The organism is Nocardiopsis deserti (assembly GCF_008638355.1).
Lineage (GTDB): Bacteria > Actinomycetota > Actinomycetes > Streptosporangiales > Streptosporangiaceae > Nocardiopsis > Nocardiopsis alborubida.
Map to the genome: position 1 here is coordinate 100,755 of NZ_VWVS01000012.1, position 19,999 is coordinate 120,753.

16 protein-coding genes are annotated in these 19,999 nt (G+C 69.1%); 12 read left to right on the forward strand and 4 right to left on the reverse strand.

What is annotated here, in order from left to right; genetic code table 11:
- Positions 1-165 precede the first annotated feature (165 nt).
- Genes FYW99_RS15555 through FYW99_RS15570 form a run of 4 tightly spaced genes read left to right on the forward strand, consistent with a single transcriptional unit; the run spans position 166 to position 5,169 of the window.
- Positions 166-2,523, forward strand: a complete 2,358-nt coding sequence (locus FYW99_RS15555) for a type IV secretion system protein (RefSeq protein ID WP_150252772.1) — start codon at positions 166-168, stop codon at positions 2,521-2,523.
- Positions 2,524-2,542: 19 nt separating this feature from the next.
- A complete protein-coding gene (locus FYW99_RS15560) occupies positions 2,543-3,223 on the forward strand; it encodes a hypothetical protein (protein ID WP_150252773.1) in 681 nt (226 codons plus the stop codon).
- A gap of 4 nt (positions 3,224-3,227) precedes the next feature.
- Positions 3,228-4,406 (forward strand): C40 family peptidase, encoded by a 1,179-nt coding sequence (locus tag FYW99_RS15565; RefSeq protein WP_150252774.1) that lies wholly within the window; start codon positions 3,228-3,230, stop codon positions 4,404-4,406.
- Positions 4,399-5,169, forward strand: coding sequence for a hypothetical protein (locus FYW99_RS15570; RefSeq protein WP_150252775.1), 771 nt, complete (start codon positions 4,399-4,401; stop codon positions 5,167-5,169). The genes FYW99_RS15565 and FYW99_RS15570 overlap by 8 nt, the downstream gene beginning before the upstream one ends.
- Positions 5,170-5,247: 78 nt before the next feature.
- Here FYW99_RS15570 and FYW99_RS15575 read toward each other — a convergent pair whose 3' ends face one another.
- Positions 5,248-5,799 carry a thymidine kinase gene (locus FYW99_RS15575; RefSeq protein WP_150252776.1) on the reverse strand — a complete coding sequence of 184 codons (552 nt, stop codon included), beginning with the start codon at positions 5,797-5,799 and terminating at the stop codon, positions 5,248-5,250.
- A gap of 473 nt (positions 5,800-6,272) precedes the next feature.
- Between FYW99_RS15575 and FYW99_RS15580 the strand changes: the two genes are divergently transcribed.
- Entirely contained in the window at positions 6,273-7,217 is a 945-nt protein-coding gene (locus tag FYW99_RS15580) for an ion transporter (RefSeq protein ID WP_150252777.1), read from the forward strand.
- A gap of 101 nt (positions 7,218-7,318) precedes the next feature.
- Here FYW99_RS15580 and FYW99_RS15585 read toward each other — a convergent pair whose 3' ends face one another.
- Together FYW99_RS15585 and FYW99_RS15590 are read right to left on the reverse strand one after the other, a co-directional pair.
- On the reverse strand, positions 7,319-7,573 hold the full coding sequence (locus FYW99_RS15585) for a DUF397 domain-containing protein (protein ID WP_150252778.1): 255 nt from the start codon (positions 7,571-7,573) through the stop codon (positions 7,319-7,321).
- A complete protein-coding gene (locus FYW99_RS15590) occupies positions 7,570-8,433 on the reverse strand; it encodes a helix-turn-helix domain-containing protein (protein ID WP_150252779.1) in 864 nt (287 codons plus the stop codon). Before FYW99_RS15590 ends, FYW99_RS15585 begins: the two co-directional genes overlap by 4 nt.
- A 222-nt stretch (positions 8,434-8,655) precedes the next feature.
- On the opposite strand from FYW99_RS15590, the gene FYW99_RS15595 reads away from it, so the two are divergent.
- The 7 genes from FYW99_RS15595 (at position 8,656) to FYW99_RS15625 (ending at position 17,937) form a co-directional block, all read left to right on the forward strand.
- Positions 8,656-9,201 (forward strand): ATP-binding protein, encoded by a 546-nt coding sequence (locus FYW99_RS15595; protein ID WP_150252780.1) that lies wholly within the window; start codon positions 8,656-8,658, stop codon positions 9,199-9,201.
- Positions 9,202-9,312: 111 nt separating this feature from the next.
- On the forward strand, positions 9,313-9,948 hold the full coding sequence (locus tag FYW99_RS32995; protein ID WP_317846993.1) for a hypothetical protein: 636 nt from the start codon (positions 9,313-9,315) through the stop codon (positions 9,946-9,948).
- Between the two features lie 45 nt (positions 9,949-9,993).
- On the forward strand, positions 9,994-11,004 hold the full coding sequence (locus tag FYW99_RS15605; RefSeq protein ID WP_150252781.1) for an STM4015 family protein: 1,011 nt from the start codon (positions 9,994-9,996) through the stop codon (positions 11,002-11,004).
- Between the two features lie 153 nt (positions 11,005-11,157).
- Positions 11,158-12,135, forward strand: a complete 978-nt coding sequence (locus FYW99_RS15610; protein ID WP_150252782.1) for an STM4015 family protein — start codon at positions 11,158-11,160, stop codon at positions 12,133-12,135.
- A 725-nt stretch (positions 12,136-12,860) separates the two neighbouring features.
- A complete protein-coding gene (locus FYW99_RS15615) occupies positions 12,861-13,088 on the forward strand; it encodes a hypothetical protein (protein WP_150252783.1) in 228 nt (75 codons plus the stop codon).
- A 328-nt stretch (positions 13,089-13,416) separates the two neighbouring features.
- The gene (locus tag FYW99_RS15620) at positions 13,417-15,513 is read left to right on the forward strand and encodes a DUF262 and DUF1524 domain-containing protein (protein WP_150252784.1); all 2,097 of its coding nucleotides are present in this window, start codon (positions 13,417-13,419) and stop codon (positions 15,511-15,513) included.
- Between the two features lie 240 nt (positions 15,514-15,753).
- Positions 15,754-17,937: an NB-ARC domain-containing protein gene (locus tag FYW99_RS15625; protein ID WP_150252785.1), complete on the forward strand. Its 2,184-nt coding sequence runs from the start codon at positions 15,754-15,756 to the stop codon at positions 17,935-17,937.
- A gap of 21 nt (positions 17,938-17,958) precedes the next feature.
- On the opposite strand, the gene FYW99_RS15630 is transcribed toward FYW99_RS15625, so the two are convergent.
- A complete protein-coding gene (locus FYW99_RS15630) occupies positions 17,959-19,671 on the reverse strand; it encodes a hypothetical protein (RefSeq protein WP_150252786.1) in 1,713 nt (570 codons plus the stop codon).
- Positions 19,672-19,999 lie beyond the last annotated feature (328 nt).

The following is a 19,999-nucleotide window of genomic DNA, read 5'->3' on the forward strand; positions in this document are numbered from 1 at the left end:
ACCCAACCCGGTGATGGCGCACCATAGAGGATGGGGTAGAGACATGCGGGGGCCTTGCGGTCGCGCACGACCGCGTGCGGTGTGCACGCGTGTACGGGCGCGTCGACGGGGCCCCGGTGTCTGCGAACATCGCCTTCGGCCGAACCACGACGCAGGAGCCAGCAGATGACGCATCAGCACGTCCGACGGCGGGGATGGCGACGCCTCCTGATGACGTTCCTCATGCTGACCGGTCTCGTCGTACTGCCCCTCACCGGGGCGCAGGCGAACCCGCTGTGCCCCGGCGAGCCCGCGCCGCTGCCGGAGTCGGCGGGAAGCGGTTCCGACGGCCTGCTCGTGCCCCCGCAGTCGCAGTCCTCCATCGAGGGCTCCACGGACGGCCTGCCGCCCGACGCCAGCATGTACGGCCAGTACGGCACCGCTGGACAGCAGTGGCACATGATCACCGAGTCCTGCGTCGACGGGATCAGCAACGGCGCGCAGGCGACCCTGGCCAACACGGCCTGGGACCTGTCCAAGACCATCAACCAGTCGACTATCACGGTGTACCAGGCCGCGACCTCCGACGGACTCCTCGCCAGCTTCAACGAACTCGTCGAGAACGTGGTCGTCACGCTGAGGGAGGGCATCTGGCGTCCGTTGATCCCCACCGTCGTCATCCTCGGCGCCCTGTGGCTGGGCTGGTACGGGCTCATCCGGAAGAGGATGACGCTCACGATCGAGTCCAGTATCTGGATGATCGCCGCGACGGCCCTGGGGCTGTGGATCCTCGTCAACCCGGCCCAGATCATGGGTATGGCCAGCGGTCTGGTGAACTCCGGCAGTCAGTTGGTGACGAGCACGATCGGGCAGGTGCCCTACGGAGGGGGATCGGGGACCTGCCCCTCAGGGGCGGAGCCTCCGGAACGCGCGGACTGGGAGTCAGAAGCCGACTTCCAGGTCAGGCGCAACGCGGACATGCTCTGGTCGAGCTTGGTGTGCCAGCCTTGGGTTTCTGGCCAGTTCGGCAACGGAGATATCGCGGAGATCGCCGCGCAGGAGCACGCGACGGACTTGATCGCGGCTCAGGGAATCAACCGTATAGAACAGCAGCAGATCGCGGACGGCGAAGCCGATGCAACGACGCTCGTCGAGGAGAAGCAGCAGTCTTACGAGGAAATCGCTTCGAGTGTCGAGTCGTCGTTTCCCAGCGTCTACCCCCTCTTCGCGGGCGATGACCAGGGAAGTCGCCTTGGCGTGGCCACGCTCGCGCTTTTCGCTTCGGTCTTTGCCGGTGGACTGATCCTCGCAGGGTCCGTGGCGCTCATCGTGCTGAAGATCGCCTTCCTCCTGCTCTTCCTTCTGGCGCCCATATTCCTGCTCATCGGAATCCATCCGGGTTACGGGCGCATGGTCCTGCTGCGCTGGGTCGAGCTGATGATCGGCTTCCTGCTCAAGCAGATTTTTATTGTGCTTCTGATCTCGCTCCTGGTCATGTGCTACGGCATGGTCATGTCCACCAGCCTCGGCTGGGGCTTGCAGATGATCCTGCTGGCGCTCTTCACCGTGGCCCTGTTCGTCTACCGCAAGCCCTTCGCGTACCTGTTCTCCTCGGTCAACGCGAACACCTTCACCTCGCGCATCGTCAGCGACGCCGCACAGAGTCAGGCGCTCAGCAGGAGCGCGGTGGTACTGCCGCCGGTCGCCAACCTCAAGGCGCAGGCCTGGGGGCTGCGCAGGGGACCGCAGATCGCCGGGGCGGCCGCGGGGGTGCCCGCAGGAGGGGGAGGAGTCCCGAACGGCGGTGTGGACACCGGGGTCGGCGACGAGGCCCCGGCCGACGGCGGTCCGGTCCGCGCGGACGGAGCACGGGCACGAGGCACCGCCGGGTACGGCAGGGTCCGCGACAACGCGGCCCCGCCCCTCAACGTCACCAGGAGTGCTCCGGCTGGCGGCGGTGGCGTGGGTGGTGGTGGCACACGGCCCGCCGGGCCCGCGCGCAGCGGTGACCAGGCGCCGAGCCTCTCCGGTGGCGGTGCGGCCTCCGGCTCCATCCCACCCCGTCCCAGCGGCGGCTACACCGGTACGGGTGACAGCGGTTGGGCCTCCGTGTTCGGTACCGGCTCGGGAGGCCGTGGCGGCTCCGAGCGCCGGGACAGCGGCGGAGGCGGCGGTTCGGTGTTCGGCGGGGGTGTCCCCGCAGCCGGGAGCGGACGCGCCGCGAGTTCCGAACGGCCCGATCCCAGCACCGGACAGGGCATCTTCGGCGGTCGCGCGGACACCCCGGCCCGGGGCAATCCCAACGCACGCGCCTCGCGCTGGGGCTCGCCGAGGGAGCGGCGCGAGCGCCCCGCCCCCCAGCGCCCCGCCCGTCCCGCTCCCTCCGGTGAGAGCCGGGGGCGTGGAGACGGTGACGGCGGCTGGCTGACCGGTTCCGGCAAGCGCAAGGACAACGCGCCCATCACCCCCTTCTGGGGGGAGAGCAGTTCTTCCACGACGAGGGACCGCAAACGGGACGTCCCCTTCTGGTTGAACGACGACTGACGAACAAAGGCCCGAAGCGATGCCCAACCCTCTCCCCGAACGCGCCCAGCGGTCTGTCTTCCTCGGACTGATCGTCGTGCTGGTCGTGTTCGGGCTCTACCTCAGCTTCGGCGGTTTCGGGGGTTCCGAGGAGGAGCCCGACCCCTCCGCGGCCTCCCCTGACCCCGGAACGGCCCAGGAGGAGCCCCCGGGCGGTCCCGGCGGCCCGGACGGGCTGTCCACCGTCGAGCCGAGTCCGATCCCGACCACCGCGGCCGAGGACGTGGACGTCCTGGACTGGTTCCCCTTCACGGAGGCGGAGCTCCAGGCGGCCGGGGCGGCGGCCCGCGCCTTCGCCGAGGCCTACGGAACCATCGACTACACCCAGTCCCCCGAGTCCTACTACGCCTCGATGGAGGAGCTGGCCACCCCCGAGTTCGCCGGGGTGCTGGCCGAGACCAGCAGGGTCGGTGCCTTCTGGAGCGAGATGTCCGAGGCCGAGGCGGTCGCCGAGGGGCGGGCCCAGGTCGACTCCATACGGACCTTCGGTGCCGACTCGGTCACCTTCGTCGTGACGGCGCAGTCCATCACCGAGACGGGGAGCGCCGAGTTCGACGAGAACCTCGGCGAGTTCGCCGTCACCGTCGTGCGCAGCGGCGACTCCTGGAGGGTCTTCGACTTCCAGCCCGCCGACGCCGGGCAGTTCGGAGGGGAGGAGTGACCCCGTGATCTCCCTTTTCGCCCGCAGGTCCTCTGACAGGGGTGCGGCGGGCCTGTGGTTCGGCGCGGCCGTCGCCGTCACGGTCGCCCTGATGACCATGTTCGCGATGTTGGTGATCCCCGTGATCACCAACACCACCCAGCAGATCGGCTCCATGATGGCGAACGGGCTGGTCTGCGGCCCGGATGCGGACGCCGAGCAGCCGGACGCGAGCGGCTACGCGATGAACTCCATCCCGGAGAACTACCTGGAGATCTACATGGAGGTCGGGGAGGACCGCGGGATCCCGTGGAACATCCTGGCGGGTGTGGGCCAGGTGGAGTCCCACCACGGGCGCTGGGAGGGCCCGGGAATCACCGAGGGGCACAACGACTGGGGCGCGGCCGGACCGATGCAGTTCGGTTCCCTGGACGACTCGGCGGCGGGCAACAGCTGGGGCGGCGAGCCCGTGCAGCCCGTGGACGAGCGACCGGAACAGGGGTACGGCGTCGACGGGAACGACGACGGGATCGTCAGTGTCTACGACCCCGCCGACGCGATCCCGGCCGCCGCCGACTACCTCATCGCCCACGGCCTGAAGGAGGACGTCCGGCAGGCCATCTATGGCTACAACCACGCCTGGTGGTACGTGGACGACGTGTTGGAGTGGGCGCAGCAGTACGCGGAGGGGCAGTACGACACGTCGGGTTCCATCGAGACCGCGGTCGCCTGCCAGCTCGACGCGCAGGGCGCCCCGATCGGGAGCGCCCCGGACGAGCTGACCCAGGCCGTGGTCGACTGGGCCCTGGCCCAGCGCGGAAAACCCTACATCTGGGGAGGCATCGGGCCGGTCGGGTTCGACTGCTCCGGCCTGATGCAGAAGGCCTACGAGAGCATCGGCGTCACCATTCCGCGGATCTCCCAGCATCAGTGGGGTTTCGGCCCCGAGGTTTCACAGGGAGAGGAACAGCCCGGTGACCTGGTCTTCTTTGACGTGAGCCGGGCGAGGGAAGCCCCCGGCCCGGGCCATGTGGGAATGGTGATCGGTGACGGGCTGATGGTCGAGGCCTGGTGCACCAACTGCGGACCGATCGCGGTGCGCGAGTACGATGACCCCAATCGTGCGGACATCGTGGGTTTCACCCGTCCGCTGGAGCACCCGGACGTGCAGGCCCAGTTGGAGGCACAGGACAGTCGTGGTTGACGAGAAGGCGCTGCCAAGGAAGCAGGGACTGCACGGGTGGAAGGCCGCCGCGGCGGTTTTCGGGTGTGGAACCCTGGCGGCCTTCGGGGTCTTCGGAGTCCTTGTCGGCGTGGCCAGCATCTTCTTCAACTTCACTTCCGACGGTGTCGGAACGGACCCAGATACCTCCGCAGGAAACCCGGCCGAGCAGATCGGTGAGCCCAGGTCCTCTCTGGCCGAAGAGGAGATGAATGTCTGCCAGGAAAACCTGGATCATCTGTCCTCCATCAACACCACACGCCAGGACGGCGGGGAAGATTACGTTGACACCGCTACCGGTGGGGAACCAGAGATCGAAGGTGCGGAGAGAGTAGTCCGTGACGATTGCGTATGGACGATTATCCCGAGCTCAAATTCGACCCCTTGGGACTTCAAGTTCTCCTATGAGGCGGTTATCGATGCCCAGGAGGGGGAGTCCGCCGAGGAGATCGCGTCGTCCAGATACGAGGAGTTGAGGTCAGGGATCTCCGATGAGTTGGCCCAGGTGGTATCCGAGGGAGAGGCTGATTTCGGAGATAAGTCCTATTCGGTCTACGGGGCCGGAGATCAGGGGCAGTCGGTGTACATAGCCCTCATCCAGACGAGGAGCGCTGTGTACCACATTCGTTTCGACGAGCAGGCAGAGGCTTCGGTCGGCTCGATATCGGAGAACGAGTTTGCGAACGAAGCGAGGAAGATCGCAAGCTTCCTTGGGCACGGATTCGAGTACTGGATCCCGGAGTGAAGCGGCGGGACGGAGCCCGTCGTTTCTCCTGCTGCCACAGCAGTTGGACGGCCGTGGACATCCACGGCTCGGGGCCGGTCAGGCGACTCCGGCCATGAAGTGGTGGCGGCACAGGGTCGCGTACGACTCGTTGCCGCCGATGTGCACCTGCTCGCCCTCGTAGACCATGACCCCGTCCACCACGCGCGCGTTGTGGGTGGCGCGGCCGCCGCACCAGCAGCGCGCGGACACCGGCAGGACCTCGATCTTGTCGGCGAGTTCCACCAGGCGCTTCGAGCCGGGGAACAGCTGCCCCTGGAAGTCGGTGAGGATCCCGTAGCAGTACACGTCGATCCGCATGCCGTCCACCACGCCCGCGAGCTGTCCCACCTGCTTGTCGGACAGGAACTGGGCCTCGTCGCAGATGACGTAGGGGGCCTTGCGGTCGGCGATGTCGTCGTACAGGTCCAGGTCGTCGCCCACCTCCACGGCGGGGGACTCCAGACCCAGGCGGGACGAGATGATGCCCGCTCCGGCACGGTCCTGCTTCGTGTAGAGCACCCCTTCGCCACCGCGTGAGTGGTGCTCCTGGAGGGCCATCGTGCTCTTGCCCGAGTTCATCGAACCTGTGAAGTACTTCAGCTCCGCCATGTCTCTTCCTGTGTCGCGGGCGCTGGCGCTGTCGACGGCTCGGGCTCGTCACCGTGTCGGGCTTCCTGCCGTGGCCAGCAGTGAACATACCAGTGACGTGCGGGGCCTCCCGAACCACCGCCCGTGGCCCCGACGTCCCCCAGGAAGGGCTTCGCCGGGCGGGGCGCCCCCTATGGACACGGAGTTTCCGGTCTCACCGCCTTCGGTCATTGTTCGGACCGAAAGCCGTGATGTGGGATACGGCACCTGCCATTTCCTCTTCCGGTGCCTTCTCGGCGACCACCCGAACCAGTGAGGGTGTGCCTTCCGCGAAGCGTGGGCACGGGGTGAGGCGGTGGCGGCCGATGTGGGAGTGAAGCTGTACGCACCCGACCAAAGGCAGGTGCGCTGCACGGAGTCGAGTCCGCTTCGATATATTTGAATACTCCATGTCCAAATTTCTCGGAAGTGGAATCGGCGAGGAGGAAACTGCATTGCGGCGTGCTCAGATCACCAGGCTTGTGGAGAGTCGGTGGTTCTCCAACATCATGCTCGCGGTGATTCTGGTCAATGCCGTGATTTTGGGTTGGATGACTTATGGGGGTTCCGCCCTTCCGTATCTGGTGGTCGTCGAGTATGTCGTCGTCGGCATGTTCGTCGTCGAGATGGCCCTCAAGATCCACGCCTGGCGGGGACGGTTCTTCCGAAGCGCCTGGAACTGGTTCGACTTCCTGGTGGTGCTGATCTCGGTGATCCCGGCCACCGGTCCGTTCGCCGTGCTCCGCATCCTGCGGGTGCTGCGGATCCTGCGGGTGATCACCGCCGTTCCGCAGATGCGGCAGATCATCACCGCGCTGTTCAAGGCCATGCCGGGGGTGGGGACCGTGATCGGCCTGCTCCTGGTGGTCATCTACACCTCGGCGATCATCGCCCACCAGCTGTTCGGCGAGGCCGTGCCGGACTTCTTCGGCAATCTGGGCACGTCGCTGTACACGATGTTCCTGCTGATGACGACGGAGGGCTGGCCGGACGTCTCGGACGCGGTGCTGGCGGAGCATCCGACGGCCTGGATCTTCTTCGTGTGCTACATCGTGCTGACGGCGTTCATCATGCTGAACCTGGTCATCGCGGTGATCGTCACGTCCCTGGAGCAGGAGATCAGCGAGGTCCGCTGGGCGGAGGACCAGGAGCTGGAGGAGGTCCAGCACGAGGCGGTTATGAACCGGTTGGTCGAACTCGGGCAGCAGGTCGAGCGCCTGGACCGGATGCTGCGCGAGCGGGACGCGGACCCTGGTTCTGACGGTCTCCCGGGAAACATGCAGACGGTTCAGACAGCCCAGACAGCTCAGGCCGTCCAGACGGTTCAGCCCGGGGAACCGGCCGAGTCCGTCAGGCGTGGAAACGTGGACACGGCGCAACCGCCTCCCCCTCCTCTGTAGCGGAACACCCGGAAGGCCCAAGGGGGAGAGCCTTCCGGGTGTCTGTGCTACTCATCAAAGGTCAGGGATGGCGGGGAGGAAGAAGAGGAACGACGGGTCGGCTACAGCTTCCGGCCGCGAGCGGCGTTGAGGAAGGTGGTCCACTCGGGGGCGGGGAAGGGGAGGTGACCGGCGTCCGGGTGCTTGGAGTCGCGGATGGCGGCGCCGCAGGGGAGGTCGCCGACCTCCACGCAGTCCACACCCCGTCCGCTGTAGCTGCTCTTCCGGAAGTCTGTGGGGACGTGCGCGACCTCGACGCAGTCCACGTCTTGGCCGCTGTAGCTGCTCTTGTAGAAGGTCAACTCAGAGGTTCTCATGAAGTGCTCTCCAGATTCCTGATCCGGTTGGCAATGTACTCGGCAGACTCAGTTGAACTGACAGCCGATCCCTGTATATCCCCGAATGTGGCGCTGTAAGTCTCTACGTCCTCTGAGTCCTCAAGGTACAGAGCGTCCGTGAGCGTTGGCACACAGACGATGGATGCGTCGAGCGGGTGAGGGAAATCCAGGATGATGAAGGGAGCTGTCAAGCCAGCATGCGCTCCCTTGTCGTAAGGAAGTACCTGAACATCGATGTGGGGCATCTGAGCCATGTGAAGCAGGTATCTGAGCTGATCAGCCATGGCGGACGCACCGCCGATAGGTCGATGGAGCGCGGCTTCGTCGATAACAGCGCGTAGATGTACCGGCTTGTGTCTTGTCAAGATGTCACGGCGTTCCATCCGAGCTTCTGCGCGCCGCTCGACCTCACGAGGGCTTGAGTAACGACCGCCTCTGAAGAGAGCTTCGGTGTATTCAGGTGTTTGAAGCAGACCAGGTATGACCTGCCCTTGGTAGGTGCGTAGCAAGCAGGCCTCGGACTCGAAGTCAGGTAGAGACTCGTTCTGGAAGACGTCCTTGTACCTCGACCACCACCCCCGCATGCGTGCATCCTTAGCTAAGGCATGCATGCATTCACGCCTTTCCGGATCAGTTACCCCATACAGGTCCATCAGCATGTCTAGATCATCCGGTTTGATGCGCTTTGCTTCTTTCGCTTCCATCCTGGTGACTTTGGTCGAACTCCAGCGAAGCTCTTTGGCGGCCTTGGCAGCAGTGAAACCTGCGGCCTCTCTCGCTCGGCGAAGTTCTGTGGCGAGGCGGCGCAGGCGAAGGGAAGGGCTCCGGGGATCTTGCATGGCATGAGCCTAACTAATTACTCATTAGTAGATGCAGGAATCGCTTGCGTTAGTTGCAGGATGCAGGTTAGCTTGATGATGTAGTCACCGAGCTATCACACAGAGTTCCTGCCGGTCAGGCTACGCCTCGCCCGTTCCGCGCATCACGTCAACCGTGAGTCTCCTCCAACGGGCCCGTGAAACCCCTGCTCATGTCCTGCCATGCCAAGGAGTGTGTTCGTCATGCCCGCAAGTGCCCCAAAGCCCGTGTTGGGAGAGGTCACGGTGCCGCTGGCCAGCTTCATCCGGCCGGTCCACCGCCACTACTTCTCCCGTTGTGCCGAACGCCCCAACTACCGGATGCGCCGCTACGACTTCGCCGGAACCCCGTCCCTGATGCCCCTGGTGCGGGCGTTCCTGGACACCTGCGCCGCCGCGAAGTCCACCGACTACCGCTACCTCTTCACCCTGCTGGGCAGCGAGCTCGCCAACAACTCCGTCCGGCACAGCCTCTCCGGCCAACCAGGCGGCAGCTACACCCTTCTCGTCCACCGCCACCGCGCCGGGCTGCACCTGTCCTGCCGCGACCGAGGCGGCCTGTGCACGAAGAACGCCCGCCTCAAGCCCAACCCCGACGGCCTGAACCTGTCCGCCGAATCGGGCCGGGGCCTGGCCCTGGTGGACGCCTTCGCCTCCGAGTGGGGCGACAACGGCAACGCCCACTTCCGAACGGTGTGGTTCTACCTGGCCTATGACCTCACCGGAAGCCAGTGGGAATCCAGCAACTGAGCCCGTATCGATCGACCTGAGACGCAAGACGGGCCCAGGAGAGCGCTGCAACGCCTTCTGGGCCCTGAACCCCAAAGCCAAACCAGTCATAAGTAAGGAAAAGAGGATCTGATGCAGAACCCTATCCCCTCGCCCCGCCGTTCCGACGACGTTCGCCCTATCTCCCGGCCCCTCCCGCGCCGCACTCCGCTCGTCGGTCCGGTCTGCCCGTCCTGCGAGCACCCCTCCTGCCGGACCCGCCGCGCCCAGCAGCTTCCGCGCCTGGGCGGTCACCGAGCCGAGTTCGCCCGCGAACACGCCCAGGCCGCCGCTGTTCAGGCCCGCCACCGCCACCTGACCATCTGGTGGGGCGAGGCCACCCAGTCCTTCTGGATCGCCGGCCCGGCCGGGCTGACCGAGGCCGCCGACATCGACGCCCTCCTCCTCGCCCTGTGGCCGCACGGCACCCCGTGCAGCACCCCGCAGACCGTTCCGGACACCGACCCGCCCGCAGCCCGGCCCTGGGCGCGACCGGCCGTGGGCCCCGTTCAGGCCTCCGCCCCCGGGCCCATAACCACCCTCGCCACCGCGTCCATGACCGCCCCTGCGTCCGCGCCCGTAACCGTCCCCGCGCCCGTAACCGTCCCCGCACCCGCCTCCGCCAGGATCCGCAGGGATCCCCGCACCGGACGCCGCGCCTTCGGTCGCCCCCGGGCCTCCACGCACCGGAAGGCTCCCGAATCCCCGTCTGTCATCCGAAGCTGCTAGGCATGGGGAACATTTCTCCCCCTGAAGCCTGAGAAGAGAGTCCCCATGTCCGACCTCAGCGAGTTCGCGGGTCTGCCCGTGGTCGAGTTCCCCGCCAGCGGCACGTGGGAGGAGCGGCTCGAACGTATCCGGGAGCGGGGCGGCGACCCGCGCGACCCCGCCTCCACGGCCTGGCGCCTGCGGACCAGCGAGGACATCCGGAGAACCCCCGAGGACAAAGGCCCCGACTACCTCGCCCGGTTCCTGTCCGAGGTGGACGGCGAGCGGCTGACGGCACTGGTCATCGGCGAATGGTCCTATGCCAGCGACGGAGGCCTGTACCAGGCCGCGGACCTGCTGGTCGAGCACGCCGACGCGCTGCCGAACCTGCGCTCGCTCTTCTTCGGTGACATCACCTTCGACGAGTGCGAGCTCTCCTGGATCTCCCAGCCCGACCTGGCACCGCTCGTGGCCGCCTTCCCCCGGTTGGAGGAGCTGACCGTGAAGGGCGCCGACGGTGTGGAGGGTCGGCTCGGGCTGCACGTGCCCTCGCACGACTGCCTGCGTTCCCTCACCCTCCAGAGCGGAGGCCTGCCCGGCCGGGTCGTGCGCGAGGTGGCGTCCTCGGGTCTGCCCGCGCTGGAGCACCTGGAGCTGTGGCTGGGGATGGAGGAGTACGGCGGCGACACCTACCCGCAGGACCTGGCGCCGGTGCTCTCGGGTGAGGCGTTCCCCCGGCTGAGGTACCTGGGCGTGCGCAACGCCGAGGGGGCGGACGGGTGGATCATGGCGCTGGCAGAGGCCCCTGCCGTCAAACACCTGGAGGTGCTCGACCTGTCGTTGGGGATCTTCACGGACCGGGGCGGCGAGGTGCTCGTGGACCGGGCCGCCGCCTTCTTCGGGCTGCGCAGGCTCGACCTGCACCACCACTTCCTGAGTGAGGAGATGGAGGAGCGGGTGCGGGCCGCGTTCGCCGGTTCCGGGGTCGAGATCGATCTGTCCGACCGGCTGGAGCCCGACCAGGACGAGGACGAGTACGAGGACGAGCTTTACTACTACACCGCGGTGTCCGAGTAGCCGGTCCGCTCACGGCCGGGGCCGGGCTGGCCACCGGTGGCCAGCCCGGCCGGGAGCGGCTCCGGGCGCCTCGAGCGCTCTCCGCCCGTTTCCGTCTGCCGCCCGCGACTGCTAGGCATGGGGGACATACCCACCCCTCCGAAGGGATTTCCTATGCCCGAACTCACCGAGTTCGCGGGTCTGTCCGTGGTCGAGTTTCCCGCCAGCGGTACGGAGGAGGAACGGATCAAGCAGATTCGTGGACAGGGCGGGGACCCGCACGCTCCCGCATCCACGGCCTGGCGCCTGCGGTACGACGGCGAAGTGATCGAGGAGTACGTCGCCCGTTTCCTGTCCCTGGTGGACGCAGAGCAGGTGCGGGCGCTGGTCATCGGCGACTGGGACGCCGCCGCCGGAGGCCCGGAGGAGTTCCTGCTGTCGCTGGTCGAGCACGCCGGGTCGCTGCCGAACCTGCGTTCCGTCTTCGTCGGCGACATCACCTCCGACGAGTGCGAGCTCTCCTGGATCAGCCAGGGTGACGTGGCGCCGCTGCTGGCCGCCTTCCCCCGGCTGGAGGAGCTGACCACGAAGGGCGCCGACGGAGTGGACGGCACCCTCCAGCTGCACGTGCCCTCGCACGAGGCGCTGCGTTCCCTCACCCTCCAGAGCGGTGGCCTGCCCGGCCGGATCGCCCGCGAGGTGGTGTCCTCGGGGCTGCCCGCGCTGGAGCACCTGGAGCTGTGGCTGGGGATGGAGGACTACGGAGGCAGCACCACCCCGCAGGACCTGGCGCCGGTGCTCTCGGGCGGGGTGTTCCCCCGACTGCGTTACCTGGGGGTGCGCAACGCCCAGAAGCTGGACGAGTGGATCCCGGCCCTGGCCGGGGCGCCTGTCGTCAAGCGTGTGGAGGTGCTCGACCTGTCCCTGGGCTGCCTCACCGACAGGGGCGGTCAGGTGCTCCTCGACCGCGCTGACGCCTTCGCCGGTCTGCGCGGGCTCGACCTGCTGAGCCACCACTTCCTGAGCGAGGAGATGGAGGAGCGCTTGTACGACGAGTTCGACGGGCTCGGGGTCGACGTCGACCTGTCCGACCGGCAGGAGCCGGAGGAGTACGCCGAGAGCCTCTGGTACTACACCGCCGCGGCCGAGTAGCCGGACCGGGCCGGAAAGCGGCCGAAGAACCCTGTCGGGACTGCCTCCTCACCACAGGTCGTCGAAGAGGCCGCCCTGGCCGTCGTCCTCTCCGGTCTCCTCCTCCGGCTGGTCGGTCTTCCCGCCCTCCTGTGTTCCCTGGGCCTTCCGTCTCCGACACCTCCTGGGCGTCCTGCGGAGGAGGGGCGGCAGCAGAAGGCGGAACCGCCACGGGAGGCGGCACAACCGCCGCTCCCCACTGCCGTGAGGGTGCGTTCTCCCCGGACTCCTCGGAAGGCGCAGCGGCCTTCTCCGGAGACAGTTCCTCGTCCGGTGCCGTCTGCTTGCCCGGAAGGGAGGGCGCTTCCGTCGGTCCCGGTCCGGGAGGCGCGTGGTCCGGAGGGGGCGCCGACGGTTCGCCGGCGGCGGGAGGCCGGGGGCCCGGATCGGCCGCGCTGGCGGCAGGAGGACCACTGGTGGGACCAGACCCGGGATCGGTGCCAGGACCGGGGGCCGAAGGAGAGCCCAGGCCCGAGCGCTGGTCCTCCGGCGGGGGTTTGTCCGTCCCGCGCTGTACGCCCCGGTCCCGGTACGGGAGGGGCGTGCAGCTGGTCGCGCGCCGGACCGCTCCTGTCCTGGTGGGAGGACGCCCGGGGCCGTGCCGTCGCCCGTCGCTGTGTGTACCCGCGGGCGGGTTGGGCAGTGGGACCCCGGCAGCGGAAAGACACGACACCGAGGAGGTTGTCATGGCTGAGCCCGAGAGCCCGCTCAAGGACAAGAACTACAACCTGGTCTGGGCCGTCCACCAGTCGCTGGAGAACGTCTGGCGCCTGGAGGGCTACATCAAGGACGCCGAGAAACAGGGTGACGACGAGCTCGCCACGTGGTTCCGCCGGATCCAGGAGAACAACCAGAAGGCCGGCGACCAGGGCAAGAAGATGCTCGTCGAGCGCATCAAGAAGGAAAACGGCTGAGGCACCGCGAAAGCGGATCCACCAGCCGAGGCGGTTGACTCCGCCCGTCTCCTGATCCCGGCACCGAAAGGCGCCCCCGGTTCCGTCCGGGGGCGCCTTCACGTTCCTCCCCCCTCCCGCGGTCCCGGGCCCGCAGACCTTCCAAGCCTTCGAGGGGGCGGACGGCCCCCCGTCAGATACCGGGCGAGTACCCCAGCGGGATATCCCGCCGGCCTTGTCCTCCGAACTCGGGGAAGCCTTTGTCGCAGAGAGCTGGAACACTCGTGTTCCTGTGAGGGAGCGGCTTCCCCGTGCCGCTCCGCGACCGGCTGGAGAAGGTACCCACACCGTGAAGGCTTCTGAGACGCCACTGCTCAACCTGATGAGGACGGGTCACCAGTTCGTGATCCCGATCTACCAGCGCGCCTACTCCTGGTCCGTCGCGGAGTGCGACCAGCTGATGGCGGACATCCAGCGGGCTGGAGGCGACGACGCCCCGGAGTCGCACTTCACAGGATCGATCGTCCACGTGGAGAAGGGCCTGTCGAACCTGACCTCGCAGGAGCCCAACCTGGTCATCGACGGCCAGCAGCGGATGACCACGGTCACCCTGTTGATCGCGGCTCTGGCCCGTGTCCTGGAGCGCGGGCCCGAGGGGGAGCGCGAACCACTGAAGGGGTTCTCACCCCCGAAGCTGCGTAAGGGCTACCTGGTCAACGAGGACGAGGACGGTGAGGACTACTACAGGCTCCTGCTCTCCGAGCGGGACAAGGAGACCCTGAAGGCGATCGTCCGCGGCTCGGACCTCCCGTCGGACGCCTCGGAACGCGTGCGCCAGAACTTCGAGCGGTTCCTGGAGCACCTGGGCAGGGAGGACACGGACCTGGCGGCGGTGTGCCGGGGACTGGCGAAGCTGGTCGTCGTCGACATCCGCCTGGACCGCACACAGGACAACCCGCAGCTGATCTTCGAGTCCATGAACTCCACCGGCCTGCGACTGACACAGGCCGACCTGATCCGCAACTTCGTGCTGATGGGGATCAGGCCCTCCCTCCAGGAGAGGCTCTACACCGAGTACTGGCGGCAGATGGAGGCCGACTTCGGCCAGGCCGCCTACGAGAAGCAGTTCGACGACTTCGTCCGCCACTACCTGACGGTCGTGACGGGGGAGATCCCGCGGGTGGGGGACGTCTACGGCGCCTTCAAGGCCCACGCCCGCGCCGCCAGCGCCCAGGGGCGGACGGTCGAGTCCCTGGTCAGCGAGCTCCGCGCCTACGCGCGGCGGTACTGCGCCGTCGCCCTGGGGCACGAGCAGGACAAGGAGCTCGCCGAGGCGTTCCGCGACCTGCGGGAGATCAAGGCGGACGTGGTCTACCCGCTGCTGCTGGAGCTCTACACCGACTACGAACTCAGGGTCCTGGACCGAGACGAGCTGGTCTCCGTCATCGGGATGGTGACCTCGTACATCTTCCGCCGGGCCGTCTGCCGTGTGGCGACCAACTCCCTCAACCGGACGTTCAGCACGTTCACGAGGTCGATCGACAAGGAACGGTACGTCGAGAGCGTCGAGGCGCACCTGCTGGGGATGACGAGCTACCGGGCCTTCCCCACCGACGAGGAGTTCGTCTCCCACCTGACCACGAGGAACCTGTACAACTTCCCACGGAGGTCCTACCTCCTGCGGCGGTTGGAGAACTTCGGCCGCAAGGAGTACGTGCCGATCGAGGACTACACGATCGAGCACATCCTCCCGCAGAACGAGAACCTCTCCGAGGAGTGGAGGAAGGACCTCGGCGAGGACTGGGTCGCGGTGCGGGCACGCTACCTGCACACGCTCGGGAATCTGACGCTGACCGGCTACAACTCCGAGTACAGCGATCACCCCTTCGCCAAGAAACGGGACATGCCGGGCGGTTTCAAGGAGAGCCCGCTCCGGCTGAACCAGGGGCTGGGCACACTGGACGCCTGGAACGAGCAGGAGATCACGGCGCGGGCGGACCGGCTGGCCGCGCAGGCGGTGGAGATCTGGCCCCGGCCGGTCCTGCCCGAGGGGGTCCTGCCCGCGAACCCGCCGAGGGCCGAGTCGGAGTACTCCATCGAGGATCACCCGAACCTGGAGCGGCCGGTGCCGCGCGCCCTGTTCGAGAGGCTCAGGAAGGAGGTGCTCGCCTTCGACGACGTCGTCACCGAGACCTTCCTGAAGAGGTACGTCGCCTACAAGGCCGAGACCAACTTCGTCGACGTGATCGCGCGGACCGAACTCCTGTGGCTCACCCTCAACATGCCCTTCGAGGCCCTGCGCGACGAGCGCGGCATCGCCCTGGACGTGACCGGCAAAGGCAAGTGGGGCAACGGGAACGTGCAGATCAGACTGGACGGCGAAACCGACCTCGCCTATGTCATGGGCCTCGTCCGCCAGGCGTACGAATACCAGGTGGGCGAGTGACCGGCCCGGGCGGCTGAGGCGGTCGTCGCGTTCCGGGCAGGGCCGGGCAGGAGAAGGCGCTTCCGGTTCCGACCGGGAGCGCCTCCCCGTGTGCCGGGGCTCCGCACACATCGGCGCACACCGGCCCCGAAGCCCCTCGGGGGGGCGGCGTCCCGGGCCGGACCCGGCCACGGAGGCCCGCCCGGACGCCCGTCTGGGTAGGGTGACCGCAGGCCGGTCACCACCCCGAGCAGGAGACGTATGAGCGCCGAAACCCCCGGGCCTCACCAGACGCGTAACTCCCAGCGGGACAACCACGGGCAATCCGTCCAGGCGCGCAGCATCCACGGCGACGTGAACATCCACGCCTCTCCCGACACGCCCGCGGTCCCCATGCAGGTGGAGTCCCCGACCGCGGACTTCGTCAACCACGAGGGGCCGCAGAACTGGGTGCGCGGCCTCCTGGACCCGGACGCGCCCCCCAAGGTCGTGGTGTACCAGGGTCCCCTGGGCATCGGAAAGACCTCCCTCCTGGCCAAGATCGCCTACGCCACCGACTCCTACTTCACCGGCGGCCAGCTGACCTTCTCCTACGCGCGCGGACGTCAGGAGGACAGCGGCGCGGCGCTGGCCCAGTTCCTGCGCGCCCTGGGCGTGGACAAGCGCGCGTTGCCCGAGGACCCACGGGACTGGCACGGCGAGTACCGCACCCGCACACGCGGCAGGCGGCTCCTGGTCCTGGTGGAGGGCGCCTGGGAGCCCGCGCAGGTGCGCGCCCTGGTCCCCTCGGGCCGCGGCAGCCTGGTCCTGGTCTCCCGGGACGGACCGGAACTGGGCGAGCTGGCGATCGACACCGGCGCCCGGATCCGCGACCTCGACCCCCTCAACCGTGACGCCTCCCTGGAGCTGCTGGAACGCAGGACCGACCACTCCCTGTCCGAGGAGGATCCCGACGCGGTGGGGACGCTGCTCAGGGTGTGCGGCGGCCTGCCCCTGGCACTGGTCCTGGTCGGCGGTCAGCTCCAGCGCGGAGGGCCCGGGAGCGCGAGGGCGCTGGCGGCCCGGATCGGGGGCGCCCGAGGGGTGCTGCGTGCCATCGGCGACGACGAACGGAACCTCGACGTGCTCTTCAAGGCCGCCTACGACGCCCTGCCCGCCCCGGCCGCCGCCCTCTACCGGGCCCTGGGCACGTGGCCGGGGCCCAGGTTCGACCGGTCCCTGGTCGACGCGGCGTCGGTGGGCGGTGCGGAGGACGAGGGCACGGGAGACGAAGGCACGGGCAACGGCGCTCTGCGGGAGCTGATCACGGCGAACCTGGTCGAGGAGGACCGCGACGGGCTGCGCTTTCGCCACGACCTCGTCCGCACCCACGCGCGCGAACGCGCCGAGGCCGAGGACGGCGAAGCCGACCGGCGGCTGCGGCTGACGGGCATGCTCGACGCCTACATGGTCGTCCTGGGCTTCGCCGAGCGGCACGCGCGCGGCGAGCGGCTGCGCGCGGTCGACCTGGAGTCCCTGCTGGAGGGCGCGCGGGACCCCTTCGACGGAACCGGGGCCGCGCGCGAGTGGCTGCTGCGGGAGCGCCCCACCCTGCTGGCTGTCGTCCTGGGCTGCGCCGACCTGGGCCTGCACGACCACACCTGGCGGTTCGCGGAACTGGCCACCGCCCTCTACCTGGACCAGCGCTTCCTGCACGACTGGGCCGCCACCGGTGAGGCCGGTGCCGACGCCGCCCGCGCGCTCGGCCACACCGTCGCCGAGGCCCGCCTGTGCTCGCTGACCACCCGGCCCCTGCTGGACCTGGGTCGCGAGGACGACGCGCGCGCCCGGTCCGTCCGCGCGGTCGAGCTGGCCGAGGACCTCACGGACGACCTGCTCAAGGGATCGGTCTGGGAGTTCCACGCCCGTTTCCTGGAAAGGAGCGACCCCTCCGCCGCAGTGGAGGCCTTCGACCGCTCGGTACGCCACAACGAGGCCAGCGACAGCCCGTCGGCGGTGCGCGGGGTCGCTCTGGCGATCCTCTTCCGCGGGAGCGCCCGCACCGCGGCCGGGCAGGCCGAGGCGGCGGTCGCCGACATCCGCGACGCGCGCGAGCGGCTGCTGTCGTTGCCGGAGGGGGCGGACGACCGCATGGCCGCGCGGGCCCGGACGGCCCTGGGCCTGGCCCACGCCTCCGCGGGGCGCGTTCGCGAGGCGGTGGCCGAACTCACCGGAGCGGTGGCCGAGTTCAGGAAGAAGACGAAGGAGTCGGGCAGGGAGGACCTGGGTTACTACGAGGCCGAGGCCCATGAGGCCCTCGCCGACGTGCTGGAGGGCCTGGGCGCCACCGGTGACGCCCGTACCCACCTCGCGGAGGCCGGGCGGCTCCTCGAAGGGCTGGGCAGCCCCCGGGCCAGGGAGATCGCGGCGAGGCTGGCGGAGGGCGGCGGGACCGGGTCCCCCTGAGCCGGATCACCTTGGGGAGGATCACGCTGGGCCGGGGTCCGAGGGGTCGGACGGCGGCAGGGACTCGACCACGCACTCCCTGGGCACCGAGCCGACCCAGACCTTGACATGGTCGGGGACCTGCGCGGACGAGCGCAGGAACGTGTACACCGCACCCGCGGCCAGGGCGGGCGGCAGCGGCGGCCGGGACCGGACCAGGAACCGGCGCCCGTCGCGCACCACGAGGAGGGTGCCCGGGCCGGTCGCGCAGGCGACCGCCAGAGCGCCCGGGTAGGACCTCAGCGTCCGCGCGGCCCAGGAGCCGGCGGGCGCCGTGCCGTGGTCCGCCTCGCCGGGGGGAGCGTCGCGGCACACCACCGACGCCGAGTTGGCCAGCGCGTCGCGCTCCTCGGTCTCGTAGGCGCACAGGTGGCGGAAGGTCCCGTGCGGCGGGTCGGGGACCGTGCGCGACGCCGCGGGAAAGCGTTCGAGGGACACCTCCTGAGGCCCCTCCAGCCGTCCGTGCACCTCGAACGACCGCGGCGTACCGGTCGCCGGATCCGCCACGGGCGGGGGGAGGCTCCGCCCGGTGTCCTCCCCGACCCGGTCCGACGGACGCGGTTCCAGCCCCAGCAGGCCGTACAGCAGCTCCGTCAGACGCCGCCAACCCTGTCCCGGGTGGGCGAAGGCGAGGTCGGCGGCCCCGCTGTGCAGACCGGGGCGGTGGCCGTCGATGGCAGCCTCCACCTGGCGGCGCAGGTCCTCCGGGGCCAGCCGGGCGGCGGTCCGGGCCAGCTCCGACACCGCCGTGCCGGGCACGGACTCCGAGCCCATCGCGGCCAGCAGCACGGGGTGGTCCATGGCCGCGCCGTACAGGGTGACGCTGCCGTGGTCGCCGACCACGCAGTCGGCCGCGACCATGGCCGCGCCCCACCCGGAGTGCGGCGGGATGAGCAGCAGGCCCGCGTCCAGCGCGTCGGCGAGCATGTGCCGCACCTGCCAGGGGCTGTGCGCGAACCACACGTTGGGGTGCAGCACGGCCGCGACCCGGTAGCCGTCGTGGGGGAGCGCGCCCAGGAGGGAGCCGGGGAGCAGGGGGCGGCTGCCGATCAGTCCTTCGGGGCCCCAGGTGGAGGTCGCGACCACGAGCCTCTGGTCCGGCCGCACGCCCATGCGCTCCCGGTAGCGGTCGCGCATGCGCCGCCCGGCCAGGAGGCGGTCGCGTGCGGGGTCGCCGACGACCACGGCGTGTTCGGCGAGCGGGACGCGCGCGGCCCGCAGCTGTTCGCGCTGGGCAGGGTGGGACAGGACGAGATGGACGTTGTCGGCGTCGTGGAACTCGGGGCGGGGTACCCCGGACAGGCGGACCCCGCCGCTGCGGTGGTCGGGGACGTACTTCTGGAACCCGACGCCGTGCGGCAGCACGACCACGGGGCAGGAGAAACCGGTGAGGTCGGCGTTCTCGGTGGCGGTGAGCACCAGCGCGGGCTCGACCTCCAGGCGCGACTCCCAGGGGACCAGGCACACCTGGTGCTCGGCGAGCAGCCGCTCGGTCCCGGCGTTGAACGCGGAGGTGCCGTCGTAGGCGAACACGAACAGCACGCGGGTGTCGCCGCGGAACAGGGTGAGGCTCTCCAGGACCCGTACGGCGGAGGTGAACGTGCGGGCGAGGGCCAGCACGACGGGCCCGTCGAAGGTCCGCCAGCGCGGAGCCTCGCCGCCGGAGTTGGCTTGTACGTACGGGGAGTCGGTCAACAGTTGTCCCTACGACCGCCGGGATCTGTGCCCACCAGGGTAGTGGGCGGCTTCGCCTCCGTGCCCGCGGTCCGTTCCCGCCCGGGTCGCGGCCGGGTCCCCGCGCGGTTTCTCCGCCTCGGGGGACCGGGGCTCTGCCCGCCCGTGCCGTGGACGGCCTCCACGCGCATGGCAGCCTCCACGGACATGGCCGCTCCGCCTCGGGGGAGCGGGCTCCTGTCCCGCGGGGGAGGCCCTCCGAGGGCGTGGCCGCTCCCGGCCACGCGGCCGCTCCCCTCGCCCCTGGTTCCGTGCTTCCGCCGCGCGGTACAAACAGGCGAGACGACTC